This is a genomic window from Aquamicrobium sp. LC103, assembly GCF_001014615.2.
Taxonomy (GTDB): Bacteria; Pseudomonadota; Alphaproteobacteria; order Rhizobiales; family Rhizobiaceae; genus LBCQ02.
In genome coordinates this window covers 203,708-224,619 of the sequence record NZ_LBCQ02000011.1, presented here as the reverse complement: position 1 = coordinate 224,619, position 20,912 = coordinate 203,708, and the positions used below count along the sequence as shown (strand labels likewise).

Sequence of the window (20,912 nt, the reverse complement as noted above, 5' to 3'; positions counted from 1 at the left end):
TGACCGAACAAGGCCAAAAAGCAGACCGGGATTGTCTTCAATGCAGGCCCTACGGACGGAAATGGATCGGCCATCCGCCGAGAGGCTGGCTCCGGCCCGGAGGCCGGAGCCAGCTCAGATCACCATTTGACCGAGAGGCCGACATTGCCCTCGAACACCCGCGTCTTCTCGCCACCGAGATTGGTGGTGTAGTCCGCGGTCGCGAAAAGGCTGACGTTCTCGCTCAGCTTGGCGATGACGCCGCCGCCGAACTCGAGCGAGGTTCCGCCCATTTCGGTCAGAATTGGATCGCCGTCGAAGTTGATCGTCTGGTCGGAAGAGAAATTGTGCCAGAGATTCGCCTTCAGATAGGGCTGGAAGGTATCGTAATTGCCCTGCAATCGCAGCCCGACCCGACCAGTCACCGCGTCGTCTGCATCGAAGGAGATCGACGAGAAGCTGTCGGCGGTGTCATCGAGCGACAGGTGCTGCCAGATCAGTTGCGCCTGCGGCTCCAGCACCCATTGCGGCGAGAGCTGGAACGGATAGCCGCCCTCGAGCGACAGCGTCACGCCGGTGCCGTCGATGTCGATGCTCTGCCCGGAGCTCGACGTCGCATCGCCCCCGAACCAGGTTGCCATCGCAACGCCATCCAGATACCAGCCCTGCGGTCCGATATGGGTCCAGTAGCCGCCGAAGCTGGTGCCGTGGATGTCGAGATCGCCGACGGCGAGATTGTTCCAGCCGAGCGCCTGCCCCTTGATGTCGCCGCTCATGCTCGTATAGGCGACGAACAGGCCGGCCCGGTCGAAATGGCCACCGTCGGACTCCCAACCGTAGATATCCTGCCCGGCCTGGAAGCCGAAGAGGTTGCCGTCGAACCCGGGGGCGACGGTTCCTTCCCACTCCATCTCGATGTCCTGACCGAAGATGCGACCCCAGCTCGTCGGCAGGTAGCCGGCGGCGCCGTTGAGCAGCGACTGCTCGCCACGGCGCTCGTGGAAGGTGCCGAGCGTCGCCAGGCCGAGGTGATGAGCCACAGGCGGCACGGCCGAATAGACCGGCACCTCGACGCGGTAGAGGGGCACCACCTCGGCGACGACCGGCGTCGCGCCCGGCGTCGGCGGGGTCGTCGCACTGCCCGGCAGAGGCGCCGGAGCGGTCGGCACGTCCGGCGGAGGCGGCGGCGGGCTGGCCGGATCGGCCGGCGGTGCCGGCGGTGGAGCTTCCGGCTCCGGATCGGTCACCTCGACGCCGTCGGGGGAGGTCTGAGGATCCGGATCGTCCGGATCAACCTCCAGCGGCGGCGGATCCTGCGCGGGCGGCGGCGGTGGCGCCACTGTCTCCGGCTCCTCCGGCTGAGGCTCGGGAGGGGTTGGCGTCACCGGGTCCGGCGCAGGAGCGGCGGTGGTGTCGGGCACCAGCGTCGAGCGCAGGTACCAATTTTCCTCGGTGTTGTCGGAGACGCCGCCCTTGAAGAGATAGTACTCGAAAGCTCCCGCGGCCACGCGGCTGTTGAGGGCGAAGGCGCCGCCGGCGGTGGTTCCACCATTGACCGTTTCGACGACCATGATGCCGTCCTGCGTGGTCGCGGCGCCCGCGCCGCCGGCATTGATGACGCTCAGCCCGGTCGTTCCGGAAGCCGCGCCGCCGTCGATCACCAGCTTGTCGGAGGCCGAGGAATCGTCGCCAAGCACGGTGTTGAGGAACAGGAGGCCGTTGTCGCCGGTGTAGTTGCCGGCGATCGTGAAGGTGTCGGAGGTGCTGTCGCCACCATTGGTCAGGTCGATGCGGCCCGAATTGAACACTTCGGCCAGCTGGCCGGCGTCGAAGGCCGAGATCCCGCCATTCGCGCCGCCGCCATAGATCGTGCTCGCGGCATCCACCGTCAGCGTGCCCGTTCCGGTGCCGCTGTCGCCTAGAACCAGCGTGTCGTCGAATGTGAGCCGCGTGTCGTTGGTGAGATCGATCGTCTCCCAATTGTCGAAACGGCCTACGCCGCCGGTCTTGACGTTTTCGAGCGTCAAGGCGTCGGTACCGAGCCCGCCATTGACCGTCTTGGTCGCGCCGATATGGGCGTCGGTCAAATTGCTGAGCGACGCGGTGTCGTTGTCGCCACCCAGATCGACATTGCCGTAGATGATGCCGCCGCCGTCCCAGGTGAAGCTGTCCTCGCCGAAGCTCATCAGGACGTCGCCGCCGATCGAGCCGCCGGTCACGGTCACGGTATCGTTGCCGCCGCTGACGCTGATGTTGCCGCCGATCGTGCCGCCGGAGATGATGATCGTATCTTCATCGAAGCCGGTCACCAGGTTGCGATCGATCGTGCCGCCCGACATGTTGAAGTAGTTCTTGTCGAGCTTCATGTTGACGCGGCCGATGCGACCGCCGGTCATGACGGCGCGGTCGCCGTCGTCGAAGAAGTCGACGATGCGACCACCCGACATCAGGAAGGTGTCCAGCGCATCGCCCTGGTTCAGCGACTGGATCTGACCGCCGGTCATCTGGAAATCGTCGATGCCGGCGCCCTGCTGGACATTGCCGTTGATGGTGCCGGAATGGATTATGACCGTGTCGGCGCCCGGACCAAAGACGACGTTTCCATCGATCGTGCCGCTGCCGCTTTCGGGCATGGTCAGGCTGTTGTTGCCATCCAGATCCGTCAGTGCGCCGCTGGTGCCGCTGTCGCAGATATAGACGCTGTTGCCGGCTGTCGGCGTCAGGTCGCAGGCGGCCAACGCCTGCGAGGCAGGCAAAGCGGGAACGATCAGCGCTGCCGAAGCCAGCAGCGCTTTTTTGAACGAACGAAAATTTTCTCTCGAATGCCGATTGGGCACTGCGGGAGCTTGAGCGACAAGCCGCATCGTTGACCTCTCTACAACCGACATCGCAATGTGATGTCGATCCACAAACCCCGTGCCCGCCGCAATATGGTCACAATCAAAAGAGGGCTGCAACTGCGCAGCGCGCAAACGGCACGGCGCGACTGCGACGTTCCGGCGCAGGTGTGTCCCGCGTGCAACGCAACGTTTCCCGCCTAAAAGGTTGCAATCAGAGCATCAATTGGTAGCTGACCGGCACGAAACGATAGCCGACGTCGAGCTTCTCGGCATAGCCGACCGCCGGAAACGGCATGTGATAGCCGATGAAGGGAATACGCTCCGAGGCGATCATGTCGAAGACCTGCTTGCGGGTTGCGGCGGCCGCCTCCTTGTCGGCGTCGAAGGCCACGTGCCAGTCCGGCCGCTGCAGCGATGCGACGTAGTGGTTCGCCGTGTCGGCGGTGAGCACCAGCGAACGACCACCGGACTCGAGCCGGAAGATCATGTGTCCCGGCGTGTGGCCGGCCGCAAGTATTCCGGTCACGCCGGTAACCACCTCGTCGCCGTCGCCGATGAACGTCGTCTTCTCCGCCAGCGGCACCACATTGGCCTGCACCGCCCGCGCGGCGTTTTCCGTCGCGCCCGAGAGGCGTTCCTCCGCGGTCCAGAAGTCGTACTCGGCCTGGCCGGTCACGTAGCGCGCATTGGCGAAGGCGGGCTGGCCGTCCTCCATCAGCCCGCCGATATGATCGCCGTGGAAATGGGTGACGACGACGACCGAAACGTCATCCGGGCCGTAGCCTGACGCCTCAATTCTCGCGCGCAGCCGGCCCATGCCGCCCTCGCGCGCACCGGCGCCAAGGCCGGTATCGAACAGGATGAGTTCGGCGCCCGTATTGACCAGAACCGGCGTGAAGGAATTCACGAACCGGCCGGCCGGCAGGAAATTCTGCTCCAGAAGCTCGGCGACGTTCTCCGGGCTCTGGTCCGCCCCGAAGGTAGGATGCGGGCCATCGCCAGGGCGTAGTCCGTCGAGAATGGACGTGACCTCGAACTCTCCGAGCTTGAAGCGATAGAACCCGGGATTTTCGACCTCCGACATGGGAACCTCGGCGTGGGCGGCGCGCACCATGATCCGCGGAGCGGCAAGCCCGAAACCGCCGAGCACTCCAAGCTTCATCATGGTCCTGCGATTCGTGGACGATGTCATCTCTGTCTCTCCCATCTGGCTCTTTCGTCTTGCCTGCAACTTGCAATGCCAAATGGCGGCGGACCAGCCGGAGACAAGCATTTCACGCCATTGTGACGGGGCGCCGAACCGGCTCGCGCGACAATCCGCGATTGTGGCGGCGCGCGCGCCATGCTAACCGGCTGGCCATGCCGTCCACAGCCCTGCCGCAGCCCTTGCTGGCAAGAACAAGGCCAGCAAATTGAACCGCGCCGTCCCGCTCGTCCTTGCCGTCGCCCTGTTCATGGAACAGATGGACTCGACGGTGATCGCGACCTCCCTGCCGGCGATCGCCGCCGATATCGGCACCAGCCCGATCACGCTCAAGCTCGCGCTCACCGCCTATCTCGTCGCTCTCGCGATCTTCATTCCCGTCAGCGGCTGGATGGCCGACCGGTTCGGCGCCAAACGCGTGTTCCGCATCGCCATCGCCATCTTCATGCTCGGCTCGATCGCAAGCGCTGCCTCCGGCTCGCTCGGCGAGTTCGTGATGGCGCGCTTCCTCCAGGGCATGGGTGGAGCGATGATGACGCCCGTGGGGCGGCTGGTGCTGGTCCGCTCGACGCCGCGAAACCAGCTCGTCGCCGCCATGGCCTGGCTCACCGTCCCGGCCCTGGTCGGCCCGCTCGTCGGACCGCCGGTCGGCGGCTTCATCACCACGTTCTTCACCTGGCACTGGATCTTCCTCATCAACATCCCGATCGGGCTGATCGGCATCGTCGTCGCCGGCCGCATCCTGCCGGACATGCCGGGCGGCGGCGCGGCGCCGCTCGACGCGCGCGGCCTGGCGCTTGCGGCGATCGCCGCGGCAGGCATCGTCTTCGGCCTGTCGGTGGTGAGCCTGCCGGCGCTGCCGCCGGCCGTCGGCATCGCCACCCTCGCGCTCGGAGCGGTCGCGGCGGTCGCCTATGTCCGCCATGCGCACCGCACGGCCAATCCGATCCTCGACCTCAGGCTGCTCGACAACCCGGTGCCGCGCATCGCCATCCTCAGCGGCTCGATCTTCCGCATCGGCATCGGCGCGATCCCGTTCCTCCTGCCGCTGATGTTCCAGCTGGCATTCGGGCTGACGCCCTTCGAATCCGGAATGCTCACCTTCGCCAGCGCCATGGGCGCCATATCGCTGAAATTCTTCGCCACCACCTTTCTGAAGGCGATCGGCTTCCGCAACGTCCTGCTCTTCGCCTCGCTCGCCGGCGCTCTGCTGATGGCGGCGAACGCCTTCTTCAACCCGCAGACGCCGCATTGGACCATCATCGTGATACTGGTGGCGGCCGGCTTCCTGCGCTCCTTGTTCTTCACCTCGAACAACGCGCTCGTCTTCGCCGAGATCGACGACCGGCAGGCGAGCCAGGCGACCGCAATCGCGGCCGTTTCGCAGCAGATCAGCATCGCGCTCGGCGTCGCGGTGGCCGGCATGCTGCTCGAGGGGCATCATTTCGTGACGGGAGAGCCCATCGGGCTCGCCGCCTTCTCCTTCGCCTTCCTCGTCATCGCGCTGATCGCTGCAATGTCGGCGCTGCCGATCCTCAGGCTCGCACCCGATGCCGGCATGTCGGTGTCCGGCCATCTGCGAAAGAAGGCTAGCGAGGAGGAGCCGCCCTCGGTCATGTGAGGGCGCGCGGTTTCAGGGCAACGAAGCTGTCGACGACCTCGACGGAACAAGCCGGACTGTTCCGGCAACCTCACTCCGCCCCGGCATCGTCCTTCCTGCCCTTGAAATCCTTGGCAAGAATGTAGAGCTCGACGGATTCGTCGCGCGAGGCCGGCGGCTTGACGTGGTGGACCGTGCGGAAGTTTCGCTTGAGCAGGTCGAGCAGATCGGCCTCCGTGCCGCCCTGGAAGGTCTTGGCGAGGAAATGGCCGCCCGGCTTCAGCACCGAGACGGCGAAATCGGCGGCGACCTCGCACAGATGCATCGTGCGGATATGATCGGTGCGGCGATGGCCGGTCGTCGGCGCGGCCATGTCGGACATGACGATGTCCGGCTCTCCGCCCAGCGTATCGATGAGCTTTTCCGGCGCATCCGGGTCGAGGAAATCCATCTGCAGGATCGTCGCGCCCGGCACCGCGTCCATCTCCAGATAGTCGATGCCGACGATCGCCGGTTTGTCGTCGGGCGACTTGGCGCGCGCGGCCGCCACCTGCAGCCAACCGCCGGGGGCGGCGCCGAGGTCGATCACCCGCATGCCCGGCTTCAGCAATTTGTGCTTGTCGTCGATCTCGATCAGCTTGTAGGCGGCACGCGAGCGATAGCCTTCCGCCTTCGAGCGATGCACATAGGGATCGTTCAGATGACGCTCGAGCCAGCGCCGCGACGAGTTCTTCAACCCGCTCTTCTTCTTGATGCGCGTCTTCAGCGCCCGCGCGCCCGCGCCGGACTTCGCCGATTTCGTTCCGCCCGGCTTCTTCACGACCGCTGCCCTCCGCGCCTGCGGCCACGCCGCCACACACCATCGTCCGCCATCAGTTCCGAGAGCATGCCCTCGCGCAGGCCGCGGTCGGCCACGCGCAACTTCTCGCTCGGCCAATGGCGGCGGATCGCTTCCAGTATCGCGCAGCCGGCCAGCACGAGGTCCGCCCGGTCGGCGCCGATGCAGGGATTGGCCACCCTCTGCTCGAACTCCCAGCCCAGGAGCTTGTCGATCATCGCGTCGACCATGCCGTTTTCCATCCACAGACCGTCGACGCGGCGGCGGTCATAGCGTTCGAGGCCGAGATGCACGCCTGCGAGCGTCGTCACCGTGCCGGACGTGCCGAGCAGGTGAAAGCGTTCGCCGGAGGACACATGCGCGAGTCGCCCCCTGCCCTCGAAGCTGTCGAGCAGCCGGGTGACCTCGTCGACCATCGCCTTGAAGATGTCGCGCGTGACATGGCGTCCGCCGAACCGCTCGGCAAGCGAAACCACGCCCACCGGCAACGACGTCCACGAGACGATGTGGTTGGCGAGCCGCGGCGAACGCTGGCCGGAGACGTCGATCAAGGCGATCTCGGAGGAGCCGCCGCCGATGTCGAACAGCACCACACCGTCGGTGTCCCGCTCGACCAGCGACCCGCAGCCCGAGACGGCGAGCCGCGCCTCGGTCTTGCGGTCGATGATCTCCAGCGCGAGTCCCGTCTCGCGCTTCACGCGATCGACAAATTCCTCGCCGTTGTCGGCGGAGCGGCAGGCCTCGGTGGCGATCAGCCGCGCGCGGCGCACCTTGCGCGAGCGCAGCTTGTCGGCGCAGACGGCGAGGGCCTGGACCGCGCGGTCCATGGCCGCCTCGCCGAGCCGACCGCTGGACGAAAGCCCCTCGCCCAGTCGCACGATGCGCGAGAAGGCGTCGACGACGCGAAACTGCCCGGGCCGGCCCGGCATGGCTACCAGCAGGCGGCAATTGTTGGTGCCGAGGTCGAGCGCGGCATAGAGCGGCGGCTCCTCGCCCATCGAAGGGCGGTAGCGGGCGGGCGGCGGAAATTGCGGCCGGTGCTCGGGTTGCGGCGCGCGGACGGCATTTGCGGAAGCGCCGGCGCGGCCGCTATTGGCAGCCGGCTTGGCGGCACCGTTTCCCGTCGGCCGCGGCCCTTCGGCACCGTCCGGCCGTTGCGGCGCCTCGCGCGCGAAGACCTTTCGCCCACGCCGGCGCTTGCGCCTTTTCTTGTGGCCCTGCTTCGGGGGTTCGCCCGGCTGCGGGCGGTCGGCTCCAGGCTCGGCGCCGGCACCGTTTCCCGCTTTGGCCTTCCGGTGCGTTCCGTCGCCCGGCGACGGAAAAATCCCGGATTCCCCCCCGTCCGACGCATCCGCGCCGTTTACGGGATATTTCAAGGGTCTCGTCCTTTCAGCGCCGCGCGCACCGAAAGGACGCTGCAGGCACTCAGATATTTTAGGTTGCGATCAAGGTAGCAGCCCCCGCGGTAATTACCAAGCGGCAAACGGAGACACGGCGGCGGCGGCATGGGATGGCGGGTTCCCGGATATGACCCGGAAGAGCACGGCTTGCCGCCACCGCCCGGCGCACGACGCGGACGAACGGAATGCCGGCCGACGCATCCGAACTGGGAATCATCTGCGCGCCGACCTACTTTCATGGTTGACTATTTCGAGCGGGCGGATAAAACGCCCGTCATTGTCGGACGCGCAACGCGCTCCACGGTCTTGGGGAATAGGTTAACGGTAGACCCACGGACTCTGACTCCGTTAGTCCTGGTTCGAATCCAGGTTCCCCAGCCACACCTCTTTTTTCAATAAAAACAAGCACTTAGGCGAAACGAAAAAATCGCAACCGGAACAGTTTTCCGGGTCATAAAACCGGATCATTGGACAGGGGTGCGGGTGCTACGTTGCCCTGCTCGACAGTGCCGCAATATCTCTCGAATGCTACCGCACTCGCGGCGGAAGGGTCGGCTTCATAAAATTCAGCCCTTCGATCCTCTCGCACCACGGTTTCGCCGGGTGCTAGATCGCAATTGAAAACGTCCATCGCCGGGCCGGGCTGGCGTGTCTTCTCATCATTGATCTGGAAACCGGACTGCTCAAGCACTGCGAGCAAGCCGTTGAACGCTACGGTGACGCCTCAACGCTGTCTCCCGACAACGCTATGTCATCCATGTAGACCGACTTCGTTAGATCGGGCGGTAGGCCGCGAAGGTAGTTGCCGACGGGCGATGTCATCAAGACAAGGCTTGCCAGAATCGGCGACTGCACAAAGCCGTAGGGCAAGGCGTAGTTCGGTTCCCCGTAGGGGTTCTTGACCGTGGACCACCTTGCATAGTGGTTAGCGCGCTCAATCCCGATGTCACGCAAAGCGCGAACGACGCGGTTTCTGCCGATGCCGTAAAAGAATGTTTCTATGTCGATACGGGAGAAAATCGCCCGGTTTCGATGCGCGTGAAGCGCGCCCACGTGTCCGCCCGGTCGAAAGTGATAAACGAAAGGGTCGAACGCATATGCTTCTTCGACCTTGCCCTTGATGTCGTAGCCGATTTCCTTGCCGCGAGGGCCAGGCACAAAGACCGGCTTCCCTTTTCGGAGGTATGAATATTCGAAGCTTTGAAATCGAACTGGCATAGTTCGACGACCTTATTCACAAGATCAATCACCTGATTGGTTAACTCAAGAATGAGTATAACCACCGGCAGATACTTGCAAACAAGGCCAGCGAGTGTGGATTTTTTCACCATGCTCACCTCCATTGCTAGCCGCCGGCAACCTGCAACTCCGTCGCATTGGAGTTGTCAACTGAGAGAACCCTATGGGTCTCGATACAGGTTACACAAGGTCATCCCGAAGGATTAGTCAGGGTAACATGCAAGGTGAATTGCGGGCTATCGCCGACAGCGGTTCGAGATGTAGTCTCGATCAAGAGATATTACAAGTCGTCGGAACCAGTGAATCTAGCTGGTGAAGTTAATCGACAAGGGGGACATGATGTTCGGGTGGCTCACGAAGAAACGTATCAGGGAACAAATCAAGCTAGTTGCCCAAAACCAAGGCGCGCTCGATCTCTTAACAGGCTGGGCCGAAGGCAGCGGCGACGGTGAACTTGGCCAGCGGCTTGACGCACTTCGGCTCAAGAATACCGATTGCGCACGAAAGTTGCCGGGAAACAAGCCTGCGGACGCGACCACATTGCAGGAATTGCTGGATATCAATTCCGCCGTTCGTCGCCTTTTCGACTTGACGGCAATGCGGCACGCTCACAGCTTCGACAAGGCAACGGAACCGTCGATGGGCTGGCGGGCCTATCTCAATATGCGGCAACAGATGGCAGAGGAAGGATGAAGCCCGCCGGGTGATCGGCGGGCTTCGGGTAGGTTGGCGGTGATCGGCGGCTATTCGTAGTAGCTGCGCGAGCTTTCCGGGGCAATCCGGCCAACGTCCAGCAAGGCGAACTGAATCGCCTTGTCGCGCGCCTCGTCATCCTGTTCGTTGATTTCCTTCAGCCGATCAATGAGCGCGTTGAAGCGGTCGCTCGGGATGAAGGTATCGGGAACCGGGCGGAACTTCGCCTTTGCTTCGGCGACCATTTCAGGGATTGCGGGATTGAGCGCCCTATGAGTTGGTTGCAACATTTCAGGGTATAGCGGGGGGATGATGGCACTGCACATCATCCTGCCATCTGCTGCCATCTAGCTCGCGGGCGCGAAACGCTGCGAGGCTTCCCGGCAGTGGTCGGGCACAACGTTGCCGATCTCGACGAGGATTTCGGCGATGACACTCCTGAGGTCCGGTTGCCCGATGGTCGGCGTGGTGTTCGCCAACGTGGCGGAGAAACACCCGTAACGGTTCTCAGCCAGAAAGACCGCCCAGCCTTGCCGCACGCGGCGAACTCTGCTTTCCTCAATGCATTCAACATGGAGGAGATGGAATGGCCAAGGTTGCGGTGGCCTGTCCGATCTGCAAGGGCAAGGCGAAACATCCGAAGCCCGCGAGCGGTCATTATCTCGAAATCGACTGCGCCTCGTGCGGTCATTTTCAGATATCCGACAGCGTCCGGCAGGTCGTGTCCAAGCTCTCCGCGACCGTGAGGCGGCAGTCGCATGAGCGGGCGCGGCTGCGCGCCCCTTACGGTTCGCTGCCGATCATCACCTCCTACGATCTTCCTTGAGCACGGCAAACGGCGTACGGCGATCGCAACTCCGGCCCCGGGCGACGCGGGATGCTCGATCGATCCAGCCGCGAGATTTTCCCGCCGTGTCGACGCTGCTTCTATCCGGCTCTGCGCCCGACGCGAAGGTGCGGAACGCGGCCGGAGAACGCCGATAGTGCCTCGCTGCCGGCGACGCTGCCATCCTGGAATATCTGCCCAACGGGCTTGGGGCGGCCAAGGAAGAAGCCCTGCGCTTCGTCGCAGCCTTCCGCCCGGAGGATCGCAAGCTGATCGTCGGTCTCGACGCCTTCGGCGAGCACGGGAATATGGAGGCTCCTGCCGAGCGTCAGCACCGCGCGGACGATCGCCTTCGCCTCGACGCTTTCCTCGACCTCGTTCATGAAGGAGCGGTCGAGCTTGATCTTGTCGAAGGGGAATGAGCGCAAGGTGTCGAGCGACGAATATCCCGTGCCGAAATCGTCGATGGCGATGGTCGCGCCGAGCGCCCTGATCTGGCGGAGCGCGTGGAGCGTGCGGGTCTTGTCGGCAATGATGGTGGATTCGGTGATCTCGAGCTCCAGCCGACCGGGCGACAAGCCGGTTTCCAGCAATATCTCGTGCACGAGCCGCGCCAGATCCGCGTGAGCGAACTGGACCGGCGAGAGATTGACCGCGATCTTGTAGGGCTTTTCCCACGCCGACGCCTCGCGGCACGCTGAACGCAGCACCCATTCGCCGATGGCGAGGATCGTGCCCGTTTCCTCGGCGATCGGAATGAATTCCGACGGCGGCACCTGGCCGCGCTCGGGATGGTTCCAGCGCGCGAGCACCTCGTACCCCCGCACCTCGCCGGTGGAGACAGACGTCTGCACCTGGTAGTGCAGCTCGAGCTGGTCGAGGTCGACCGCGCGGCGCAGATCCTGCGCCAGCGTGCGGCGCGTGCGCGCGCTCTCGTCCATCCGGGATTCGTAGAAACAGACGGCACGCGTCACGTCGGTCTTGGCGCGGTACATCGCGAGATCCGCGTTGCTGACGAGGCGCTCCCGCTCCGTGCCGTCCTCAGGATAGACGGCGACGCCTATGCTGGCGCCGGTCGCCGTCTCGAAATCGTCGATGCGGATCGGCTCGAACAGGGTCTTTTCCAGGCGCGAGACGAAATCGAGCAGATCGTTCTGCCTTTCGACGCGCTTGACGGCGCTGAATTCGTCGCCGCCGACGCGGGCGACGAATTCGCCGTCCTTCAAAAGCCGCGCAAGCCTCCGGCCGACCGCTTTCAGCGCCAGGTCGCCCGCCTTGTGGCCGCGAAGATCGTTGATCTCCTTGAAACGGTCGAGGTCGATGCCGATGACGGCAAGCTTCGCGCCGTCGTCATTTGCCCGCTCCAGCTCGTTGTCGAGATAGTCGGCAAAGCTCACGCGGTTGGGCAGGCCGGTGAGCGAATCGTTCAGCGCCATGTGCTGCAGCCGCTGGATCGATTCCTGCGTGGCGCGCGCGTCGATCATGTAGCTGGCGATACCGGTGCCGACGATCAGCAGGCCGACGCCGGCGACCACGATCGCCATGGCCTCCAGCACGTCGGGGTCGGTGCCGGCGGCGCCCGTCTCCATCGGCGTCACAGAAACGGCGGCCATGCCCGTGAAATGAAGCGCGACGACCGCGAGAACGAAAAGTCCGTGCGCGAGATGAAGCGAATGGCGCGACGGACGGCGGATGGCCTGCCCGACGGCGACGGCCGCGAGAATCACGGCCAGCGCGATCGAATTGAATACGTAATCGGCGTCCCACGCTACGACGCCGTCGACCCTATAGGCCGTCATGCCGACATAATGCATCGCCGCGATCGCGAAGCCGATGCCCGCGCCACCGAGTTCGGGCATGAAGCGGAACCCGCGCTGCAGGGCGACCGCGAAGCCGTAGGCGGAGCCGGCCACGGCGATCAGAAGCGACACCATGGTGAGGACCGGATCGAAAGTGATCGGCGCGCCGGCGTCATAGGCGAGCATGGCTATGAAATGGGTGCACCACACGGAGGAACCGGCCGCCACTGCGGTCAGGAACACCCAACCGCCACGCTGGAGATTGTGCGTCTTCTCCGCTCGCCGGAAAAGGCCGAAGGTGATCCACCCACCGCTCACGCAAACAAAGGCCGCAAGAAGGACGAGCCACGGATTGTGCTCCGTGGCGAGACAAGAAATGACCCGCACGCAATGACCCCGAAAGAATTCGGCAGATGCAGCCTGACGGCCGAATTCTGCCCCCGCTATCGAGGCATTTAAGCAAAAGGTGATAAAAACACGTTAAAGGCGAATAGTGACTTTGCCTCAAGTAATACGGGCGTCGGGGAACCTGCCGCCGCTTCGCCCGTGCAGGCAGCGCGGTATCGAGGAGACACGCCACGCAACCGCTACCCTTGCCATTTCGTTCGCGCCATGGATCAATGGTTAGGTCCCAAATCGAAGGAGGACCCCATGGACGATCAGGGCGTAGGCTGGATCGCGGCAATCATCATCGGCGGCGTCGCCGGATGGCTGGCAAAGCAGTTCATGAACACCGACACCGGTCTGCTCATGAACATCCTGCTCGGCATAGTAGGCGCGGCAATCGCCAGCGCCATCCTCGGCATGGTCGGCGTCACCTTCGCCGGCTGGGTCGGCTATCTGATCGCCGGTTTCATCGGTGCCTGCATACTCATAGCGCTGGGCCGGATGGTCAGGTCCTAGAGCACGTCTCCCGAAAGTGGCTCCCGGTTGTTTCGGGACATGCGTAGGACAAAGACCTGAAGCGCGGTCGGCGAATCCGAAAGATCGCGTCGGGCTCTAGAGCAAGGAGCCCTGCCTCCAGGCCGACGGCAAGGCCGGGCGCCGTCGCGCCTCAGGTCATGTCGAACGTGCTCTTGGGAGCCTCGTGATGACGAGGACCGGTGGTCGGACGCTCGATCATGCGGCTCACGCGCGGGGGCTCGCTTCCCCGATGCATCTCGCGGATACGGTCGAACACGCCCGCGTCGGCCTGGGTGCGGCGCTGGTTGTAGCGCACATATTCCGTCCAGGTCGGCGTGTGGTAGCTTTCGGTCCAGACTCTCGGATTCTCGAGGTCGCGCATCAGTGCCCAATGTCCCGCGCCGTCGCGGATGCGAATACGCCGCCGCTCGTTCATCGCGGTCAGGAATTCCGGCACGTCCTCCTCGTCGATGACATATTCGATCATGATGACGATCGGCCCGCTTCTCGGCGTGAGGTCGAGCGACAGCGACGGCTCGCTGAACCTGTTGAGCGGGCTCAGATTGAGCGCGACGAACTCGGGCAGCGCATAACGGAGGCCGAAAACGATGCCGAAGAGCATCACCACGCTTGAGGCAAGCAGCGCCCGCTCCGCGCCGAACTCCTCGGCGAGCGCGCCCCACAGCCAGCTTCCCCCGGCGATGCCGGCGAAGGTCATGGTCTGGTAGAGCGAGAGCGAGCGGCCCACCACCCATCTCGGCGAGGAAAGCTGCACCGTCGTGTTGAAGAGCGACAGGGCGAGCACCCAGTTGGCGCCTGCGATCAGGAGGATCGCGCAGGTCAAGAGCGCGCTGGTGCTCAACGCGGTGACCGCCGCGCTCACGGCGAAGCCGGCAAAGGCCCAACGCACGGTCGCCTCGCTGGTCATCGCCTCGCGGAGCCTGGCGCTCAGGAGTGCGCCGCCGACCGCGCCGATGCCGAAGGAGCCCAGCATCGCGCCATAGACGATCGGCCCGCCGGCGACCAGGTCGCGCGCGACCAGCGGCAGAAGCGCCAGGATGGCGCTGGCGGAAAGGCCGAAGACGAAGCTGCGCAGCAGCACCTTCACGATGTTCGGCGACATCGCCACATAGCGGATGCCGGCGAAGATCGCCCGGCCGAGCGTCTCGCGCGGCAACTGGCTGACCGTTTCCGGCGGCTTCCAACGCGACAGGACGACAAGCAGCGGAAGATAGCTCAGCGTGTTGATGGCGAAGGCGGCCGCCGCGCCTGCCGCGGCCACGATGGCGCCACCAATCGCCGGGCCGACGCTGCGGGTTATGTTGAAGCCCATGCTGTTGAGCGCAACGGCCGCCGGGATCTCGTCGCGCGGGACGATGTCGCCGACCGAGGCCTGCCAGGACGGGTTGTTCAGCGCCGTGCCGCAGCCGATGAGGAAGGTGAAAAACAGGAGCAGCCACGGCGTTATGATGCCGAGATAGGCGCAGGTGGTGAGGATCGCCGACGTCACCAGCATGAAGCACTGCGCGGTGAGCATGATACGGCGGCGATTGAAATTGTCGGCGAGCGCGCCTGACACCATCGAGAACAGCATGATCGGCAGCGCGGTCGATGCCTGCACCAGCGCCACCATGTTCACCGAGTCGGAGATCGCGGTCATCATCCACGCCGCGCCGACCGCCTGGATGAGACCACCGAAATTGGACGATACGCTTGCCAGCCAGATGTTGCGGAAAGTGTCCTGCTTGAACGGGGCGAGAGGGGAAATTCTGTCCGGCACCGGTAAGCCTTACCCAGCAGTGCTCTTGATTTTGCGATTCTTGCAGGTTGTGATTTGAACAGGCTGAACGAGGCCAAGGCAAGGGATTTCCTCGGCCGCCGGACGCCGCTGCACTATATTTCCAAGGGTCGCACCGAAAGGAGAAAGACGATGCAGGAAAGCACGGTCGACTATCTCGCCCATTTCCGCCGCTACGCCGATGCCTACGAGCGCTCGCTCGGCGACCGCGTCGAGGCCGATCTCATCCGCTCCTTCTTCGCCGACGATTTCCTTGCCCTGTCGATCGCCGGCGGCGTGTCGCATGGCGCGAACGACGAAAATTTCGCGAAGGTCCTCGAGGAAGGGTACCGCTTCTACAAGGCGATCGGGACGCGGGGCATGAAGGTGGAAGGCGTCGAGACCCGGCCGATCGCCGACATGCACGACCGCGTGCGGGTCTACTACCGTGCCGAATATCAAAAGCCGGACGGCGCGCCGGCGTCGATCGATTTCGACGTCACCTATCTCGTGCAACGTACGAAGGAAGGAGCGAAGATCTTCGCCTTCATCGCCGGTGACGAGATGGCGCTCTACCGCAAGCACGGCCTTGTCGACGAGGACGGAAAGCCGGCGCGGCGCGGCTGAAGCACGCCGCCGTCCCGCCTCAGGGCTCGCGTATGCTTTCGTTCAGCCCCCGGATCAACGGATAGAGGAAATAGGAGATCACCGTCCGCTGGCCGACCTTGATCTCCGCCGTCACGGTCATGCCCGGCAACAGCCTCACCGGTTCTCCCGAACCGCGCAGCTTGGTGTCGGCGAGACTGACCCGCGCCTTGAAAAAGGGCGCGGCTTCGGCGCCCTGCGCGGCCTCCTGCTGCTCCGGATTGAACGCGTCGCGACTGATCGTGCGGATCTCGCCCGCCGCAGTGCCGAATTTCTGGAAGGGATAGGCATCGAACTTGATGCGGACTTCCTCGCCCGCCGAGACGCGGCCGATGTCGCGCGACTGCACCGAAACCTCCGCCTCGAGCGGCACGTTGAGCGGCACCAGCGTGACGATCGGCTCCGCCTCCCGCACCACCGAGCCGATCGAGCGCTGGGCAAGGTCGAGCACCACCGCGTCGGAGGGCGCGGTCAACGCCACCATATCGCGGCGCAGCTCCATCTTCTTCAGCTCCTCGCCGGCCGTGTCGCGCTGGCCCCTCAACTCGACGAGCTGTTCCATGGAGGCGCGGCGGAAATCCTCGATGAAGGCCTGGCGGTCGGCACGCAGCTTCGCCAGCGCATGCTCGGCTTCCACCGCCGAGCCGCGCAACTGGGCGAGGCTCGCATCGACATCGAGCCGCGCGTCGCGCGAGCCGAGCAGGTTCAGAAGCGAACCTGTCTCCTGCTTGTAGAGCGTGGCGCGCGCGTCCTCGATCTGGGCGAGCGTGTCGCGCCGATCGACGAGCACGGCCTCCTGGTTCCTGCTGGTGTCGATGACCGAGGCCTGGCCGGCGATCTGCTGGTCGAAATTCTGGATCTGCGCCATGTAGAAGGCCTGCCGCTGGCCGAAGAGCGCGACCTGCAGCATCTCGTCGGGGGTCGTGCCCGCGAGCTTCGAATAGTCGTGGCCTTCCAGCTCCGCCTCGATGCGCCTCACCTGCGCGTCGAGGGCCGCGAAACGCGCACGTTGCTGGTCGACATCGGACTGGCTGAAGGTCGCATCGAGCGTGGCGAGCGTCTGGCCGGCATGAACCACGTCGCCTGTCGAAACGTCGATGGAGCGGATGATCGAGGTTTCCAGAGGCTGGACCATGATCGTCGGCTTGGTCGTGATCAGCCTGCCCTGCGCCACCACGATCTCGTCGATCGAGGATACGGAAGCCCAGGTGACCGCCGCCGCGATCAGGGCCGTGACGCCGTAGAGCGTCAGCCTGGCGATCTTCGGCGGAACACGTTCCTCGAGTTCGACGGCATCGGGCTGGAATTCCGCGATGACCGGCGGCAGCGTCCGCTTGACCACGATTTCCTGGCCGGCCTTGGCAACCGGAACAGACAGGTTCCCGCCCGGTTTCTGCGCGCGCGCGTTCATGCCACTTGCCTCGTCTGCTGCGACCAGAGATGGCGGTAGGTCATGCAGCGCGACACGAGCTGGTCGTGCTTGCCGATGTCGGCGATCTTGCCGCGCTCCACGACGAGGATCGCGTCGGCGTCGACAAGGGTCGAAAGCCGGTGCGAGACGATGATGACCGTGCGGCCGGCGGCGATCTGATGCAAGTTCTGGCGTATGATCGCCTCGCTGTCCGGGTCGAGCGCGCTGGTCGCCTCATCGAGGATCAGCAGGCGCGGATCGGTGATGAGCGCGCGCGCGATCGCGAGCCGCTGCTTCTGGCCGCCGGAAAGATTGGATGCGTTCTCCTCGAGCATGGTTTCCAGTCCGCGCGGAAGCCGCTCGATGAACTCGTCGGCGCCCGCCATGCGCGCGGCGGCCGCGATCTCCTCGATGCTGGCATCGGGCTTGGCGACCGAAATGTTCTCGCGCACCGTGCCTCGGAAAAGGAAGCTGTCCTGCAACACCACGCCGATGCTCTTGCGCAGGTGAACGAGGTCGATCTCGCGGCTGTCGTAGCCGTCCATGCGCACGATGCCCTGCTGGATCGGGTAGAGCCCCTGGATCAGCCGCGTCACCGTCGTCTTGCCCGAGCCGCTCTTGCCGACGATGCCGAAGACCGCGCCTTCGGGGACGGTGAAGGAAACGTTGTCGAGCGCCGGTGGTCCGTCCGGACCGTAGCGGAAGGAGACACTCTCGAATTCGATGCGGCCCTTGAGTTGCGGGCGCACGCCCCTGCCGCGGCCATACTGTTCCGGCCGCTGGTTCATCACCTCGCCGAGCATGCGCACCGAAAGCGCCACTTCCTGATATTCGTGGATCATGGTGACAATCTGGACCAGCGGTCCGGAAACGCGGCCGGCCAGCATGTTGAAGGCAACGAGCGCGCCGATCGTCATCGTTCCGCTGAACACATCGAGTGCCCCAAGCCCGATGATCGCGACGCTCATCAGCTTTTCCAGAAGCCCGGTGAGCGCCTGCGCGACGGTCGAGATCTTGTCGACGCGGAAGCGCACCGAGATCGACTGCGCCGACTTGTCGTCCCAGACCTGGCGCTGCCGCGGCTCGAGCGCGAGCGACTTGACCGTGCGCATGCCGTGGACGGTCTCGACCAGCAGCGCCTGCCGCTCGCCTTCCGCCTGATAGAGCGCCTGGAGCCGTCGCTGGAATGGCCCGACGAGCATCATCACCACCAGCCCGACGAGGCCGGCGAAGCCCAGCACCACGAATGTGAGCTTGACGCTGTAGAGGAAGAGGATCGGCAGGAAGACGAGCAGCGACATGCCGTCGAGCAGCGTCAGGAACAGGCGCCCCGTCAGGAACTCGCGGATGCGCCCGGTCTGTTGCATGTGCTTGACGAGCACGCCGGCCGAGGCCTGCTCGAACAGCGCGATCGGCAGGTTGAGCAGATGACCGAAGGTGCGCGTCGCGACGCGGATGTCGATCTTGTTCGTCGCGTAGAGGAGGAGATAGCGCCTGAGGAAGCCGAAGGCGGCATCGAATATCAGCGCGATGGCGATGCCGATCGTCAGAACCGTCAGCGTCGCGTAGCTTTCATGGACGAGCACCTTGTCGATGACGAGCTGGAAGAAGATCGGCGTTGCGAGCCCGAGCCCGTACAGCACGAAGGCGGCGAGCGCGACATCCGCGAACAGGCTGCGCTGGCGCACCAGTTCCGGCACGAACCAGCGAAAGCCGAAAGGCTGGTCGTCGTCGGAAAGCCGAAAGGCGCGCTTTAAAAGCACCACCGAGCCGCGCCAGCGCCGCGCGAACTGCTCCTCGGTCAGCATCAGCACTTCCGGCCGCTTGGCGAGCGGATCGAGGACCCGCACCATGTGCTGGTCGCCGTTCTCGCTGAAGACCGGGTTGGCGATCACCACCCAGTTGCCGTTCTCCAGCTCGGCAAGCGCCGGATATGCCTCGCCGAGCCGCATCAGCCCCTGCCAGTCGAGCTGGAGGTGACGGGCGCGCAGGCCGGCATCCTTGGCCATGCGCAGGAGCTGGCGGACCGGCACCGCCTCCTCCCCGATATTGTATTCGTGCACCAGGCGTTCCGGCGAAAGGTCGACGCCGTAATGGCGGGCGACCAGCGCCAGGCACTGCAGATTCGTGTGCGGATACCCACCCATGGCGTTGCCTGAACCCCGATAAAAAAGCCCGTCAGTTGAAGTTCGGCGAGGAGTTCGAGGCAGGCGCGCCGTTCTGCGCGGCCTCCGCTCCAGGCAGCTTCTGGACGTCGCCGATGCGGCGCACCGCGCCCGCCTCGACCAGTCCGCCGAGCGCCTTCTGCATCAAGTCGACGGCGTTGGCGAAAGCGTCCACCGGCATGATCACCCTCTGTCGGAAAATCGGCTTCGGATTGTTCTTGTCGTCCTTTTCGGTGGCCGACAGGCTCATGAAATCGATCCTGACGATCGTTCCGGTGACGGTGATTTCGCCGATGCCGTCTGCGTAGAGTTCCTGGGTCATTGTCTTCTCCGTTGTGCTTGCAGGTTTCAGTGTCGGTCAGGCCGCGTGTGCGTGCTGCCATTGCGGGAACGGATCGCGCAGAGACTGCGCGAGCTCGGGATCGAATTTCGTTTCGGATCCGAAAAGGCATCCGTCGAGCATGGAGCGGATTTCACCTTCGGCCATGCCCGCGCCGATGAAGACGAGCTCCTGGCGCCGGTCGCCCCAGACCTCGCTCCAGTGCCGGTCGAGAAGCGTCCGGAACTGCGGATGGCGCGGCCAGTGCGATTGCGGCACGGCCGCCCACCACATTCCCTTCGCGTCGGCCTTGCGCTGCGCGCCGGCGATCGAAAGCAGGCCCACCCAGTCGGGGCGCGTGGCGAGCCAGAAATGCCCCTTGGCGCGGATCAGGCCCGGCCATGGCGTTTCGAGAAATTCGTGGAACTTCGCTGGATCGAAGGGCCGCCGCGCACGGTAGACGAAGCTCGAAATGCCGTATTCCTCGGTTTCGGGCACATGCCCGGCCGCGCCGTAGAGTTCCTTGTGCCAGAGCGGATGCGTCGCCGCCTTCGCCTCGTCGAAACGGCCCGTGTCGAGGATCGCGTCGAGCGGCAGGCGACCGAAATCGGTATCGACCATGACGGCATCCGGATTGAGCGCGGCGATGATGCGGCGGATCGTGTCGCGCGCTTCCGGCGTCACATCCGAAACCTTGTTGACCACCACGACGTCGGCGAACTCGATCTGCTCGACCAGAAGGTCGACGAGCGTGCGCTGGTCGGCATCGTCGCGCGTCTCGCCACGGTCGCGAAGGAAATCGGCGCTCGAATAGTCAGCAAGAAGGTTCGCCGCGTCGACCACGGTGACCATCGTGTCGAGCCGGGCGATGTCGGCAAGGGCTGCCCCCGCCTGGTCGCGGAAGGAGAAGGTCGCCGCGACCGGAAGCGGCTCGGCAATGCCGGTTCCCTCGATCAGCAGATAGTCGAAGCGTCTTTCGCGGGCGAGCCGCCGGACCTCCGAAAGCAGGTCGTCACGGAGCGTGCAGCAGATGCAGCCATTGGTCAGCTCGACAAGCGTCTCGTTGGTACGGGAAAGATCGGCACCGCCGTCGCGAACGAGATCGGCGTCGATATTGACCTCGCTCATGTCGTTGACGATGACCGCGACGCGTCGCCCTTCGCGGTTCCGCAGCACGTGGTTGAGCAGCGTCGTCTTGCCCGCCCCGAGAAAGCCGGTGAGCACCGTCACCGGCAAGCGATCGTCGCGCGTCCCCCTCCACCCCATCTCGACAC

At 64.6% G+C, this 20,912-nt stretch carries 17 protein-coding genes and 1 tRNA gene; 6 read left to right on the top strand and 12 right to left on the bottom strand.

Features of this window, described 5'->3' with window-relative positions; genetic code table 11:
• Positions 1-119: 119 nt before the first annotated feature.
• Together XW59_RS21570 and XW59_RS21565 are read right to left on the bottom strand one after the other, a co-directional pair.
• Positions 120-2,843 (bottom strand): autotransporter outer membrane beta-barrel domain-containing protein, encoded by a 2,724-nt coding sequence (locus XW59_RS21570; protein ID WP_082137726.1) that lies wholly within the window; start codon positions 2,841-2,843, stop codon positions 120-122.
• A gap of 187 nt (positions 2,844-3,030) precedes the next feature.
• Positions 3,031-4,011, bottom strand: coding sequence for an MBL fold metallo-hydrolase (locus XW59_RS21565; protein ID WP_047147779.1), 981 nt, complete (start codon positions 4,009-4,011; stop codon positions 3,031-3,033).
• 220 nt (positions 4,012-4,231) lie between these two features.
• Here XW59_RS21565 and XW59_RS21560 point away from each other — a divergent pair, with 220 nt between their 5' ends.
• Positions 4,232-5,644 carry an MFS transporter gene (locus XW59_RS21560; protein WP_047147587.1) on the top strand — a complete coding sequence of 471 codons (1,413 nt, stop codon included), beginning with the start codon at positions 4,232-4,234 and terminating at the stop codon, positions 5,642-5,644.
• A gap of 70 nt (positions 5,645-5,714) precedes the next feature.
• On the opposite strand, the gene XW59_RS21555 is transcribed toward XW59_RS21560, so the two are convergent.
• Together XW59_RS21555 and XW59_RS21550 are read right to left on the bottom strand one after the other, a co-directional pair.
• Positions 5,715-6,443 (bottom strand): RlmE family RNA methyltransferase, encoded by a 729-nt coding sequence (locus XW59_RS21555; RefSeq protein WP_047147780.1) that lies wholly within the window; start codon positions 6,441-6,443, stop codon positions 5,715-5,717.
• Positions 6,440-7,837 carry a Ppx/GppA phosphatase family protein gene (locus XW59_RS21550; RefSeq protein WP_082137728.1) on the bottom strand — a complete coding sequence of 466 codons (1,398 nt, stop codon included), beginning with the start codon at positions 7,835-7,837 and terminating at the stop codon, positions 6,440-6,442. The genes XW59_RS21555 and XW59_RS21550 overlap by 4 nt, the downstream gene beginning before the upstream one ends.
• A 331-nt stretch (positions 7,838-8,168) precedes the next feature.
• Between XW59_RS21550 and XW59_RS21545 the strand changes: the two genes are divergently transcribed.
• Positions 8,169-8,242, top strand: a tRNA-Gln gene (locus XW59_RS21545).
• Positions 8,243-8,572: 330 nt separating this feature from the next.
• On the opposite strand, the gene XW59_RS21540 is transcribed toward XW59_RS21545, so the two are convergent.
• Entirely contained in the window at positions 8,573-9,079 is a 507-nt protein-coding gene (locus XW59_RS21540) for a reverse transcriptase domain-containing protein (RefSeq protein ID WP_082137729.1), read from the bottom strand.
• Positions 9,080-9,412: 333 nt separating this feature from the next.
• Between XW59_RS21540 and XW59_RS21535 the strand changes: the two genes are divergently transcribed.
• Positions 9,413-9,793: a hypothetical protein gene (locus XW59_RS21535; protein WP_047147588.1), complete on the top strand. Its 381-nt coding sequence runs from the start codon at positions 9,413-9,415 to the stop codon at positions 9,791-9,793.
• Between the two features lie 50 nt (positions 9,794-9,843).
• Here XW59_RS21535 and XW59_RS21530 read toward each other — a convergent pair whose 3' ends face one another.
• Positions 9,844-10,140: a hypothetical protein gene (locus XW59_RS21530; RefSeq protein ID WP_136068397.1), complete on the bottom strand. Its 297-nt coding sequence runs from the start codon at positions 10,138-10,140 to the stop codon at positions 9,844-9,846.
• A 239-nt stretch (positions 10,141-10,379) separates the two neighbouring features.
• Between XW59_RS21530 and XW59_RS21525 the strand changes: the two genes are divergently transcribed.
• Positions 10,380-10,619, top strand: coding sequence for a hypothetical protein (locus XW59_RS21525; RefSeq protein WP_047147590.1), 240 nt, complete (start codon positions 10,380-10,382; stop codon positions 10,617-10,619).
• A 101-nt stretch (positions 10,620-10,720) separates the two neighbouring features.
• Here the strand turns inward: XW59_RS21525 and XW59_RS21520 are convergent, their stop codons facing one another.
• Positions 10,721-12,736, bottom strand: a complete 2,016-nt coding sequence (locus tag XW59_RS21520; protein ID WP_246666162.1) for a bifunctional diguanylate cyclase/phosphodiesterase — start codon at positions 12,734-12,736, stop codon at positions 10,721-10,723.
• Between the two features lie 333 nt (positions 12,737-13,069).
• On the opposite strand from XW59_RS21520, the gene XW59_RS21515 reads away from it, so the two are divergent.
• Entirely contained in the window at positions 13,070-13,321 is a 252-nt protein-coding gene (locus XW59_RS21515) for a GlsB/YeaQ/YmgE family stress response membrane protein (RefSeq protein WP_047147592.1), read from the top strand.
• A gap of 151 nt (positions 13,322-13,472) precedes the next feature.
• Here the strand turns inward: XW59_RS21515 and XW59_RS21510 are convergent, their stop codons facing one another.
• Entirely contained in the window at positions 13,473-15,101 is a 1,629-nt protein-coding gene (locus tag XW59_RS21510; RefSeq protein ID WP_047147593.1) for an MFS transporter, read from the bottom strand.
• Between the two features lie 150 nt (positions 15,102-15,251).
• Here XW59_RS21510 and XW59_RS21505 point away from each other — a divergent pair, with 150 nt between their 5' ends.
• A complete protein-coding gene (locus tag XW59_RS21505) occupies positions 15,252-15,725 on the top strand; it encodes a hypothetical protein (RefSeq protein WP_047147783.1) in 474 nt (157 codons plus the stop codon).
• 19 nt (positions 15,726-15,744) lie between these two features.
• Here XW59_RS21505 and XW59_RS21500 read toward each other — a convergent pair whose 3' ends face one another.
• The 4 genes from XW59_RS21500 to XW59_RS21485 are packed head-to-tail and all read right to left on the bottom strand — an operon-like array spanning position 15,745 to position 20,904.
• Positions 15,745-17,154, bottom strand: a complete 1,410-nt coding sequence (locus XW59_RS21500) for an HlyD family type I secretion periplasmic adaptor subunit (RefSeq protein ID WP_047147594.1) — start codon at positions 17,152-17,154, stop codon at positions 15,745-15,747.
• A complete protein-coding gene (locus XW59_RS21495; protein ID WP_047147595.1) occupies positions 17,151-19,301 on the bottom strand; it encodes a peptidase domain-containing ABC transporter in 2,151 nt (716 codons plus the stop codon). The genes XW59_RS21500 and XW59_RS21495 overlap by 4 nt, the downstream gene beginning before the upstream one ends.
• A 31-nt stretch (positions 19,302-19,332) precedes the next feature.
• Positions 19,333-19,641 carry a hypothetical protein gene (locus XW59_RS21490; RefSeq protein ID WP_047147596.1) on the bottom strand — a complete coding sequence of 103 codons (309 nt, stop codon included), beginning with the start codon at positions 19,639-19,641 and terminating at the stop codon, positions 19,333-19,335.
• Between the two features lie 36 nt (positions 19,642-19,677).
• On the bottom strand, positions 19,678-20,904 hold the full coding sequence (locus tag XW59_RS21485; protein WP_047147597.1) for a GTP-binding protein: 1,227 nt from the start codon (positions 20,902-20,904) through the stop codon (positions 19,678-19,680).
• Between the last annotated feature and the right edge of the window lie 8 nt (positions 20,905-20,912).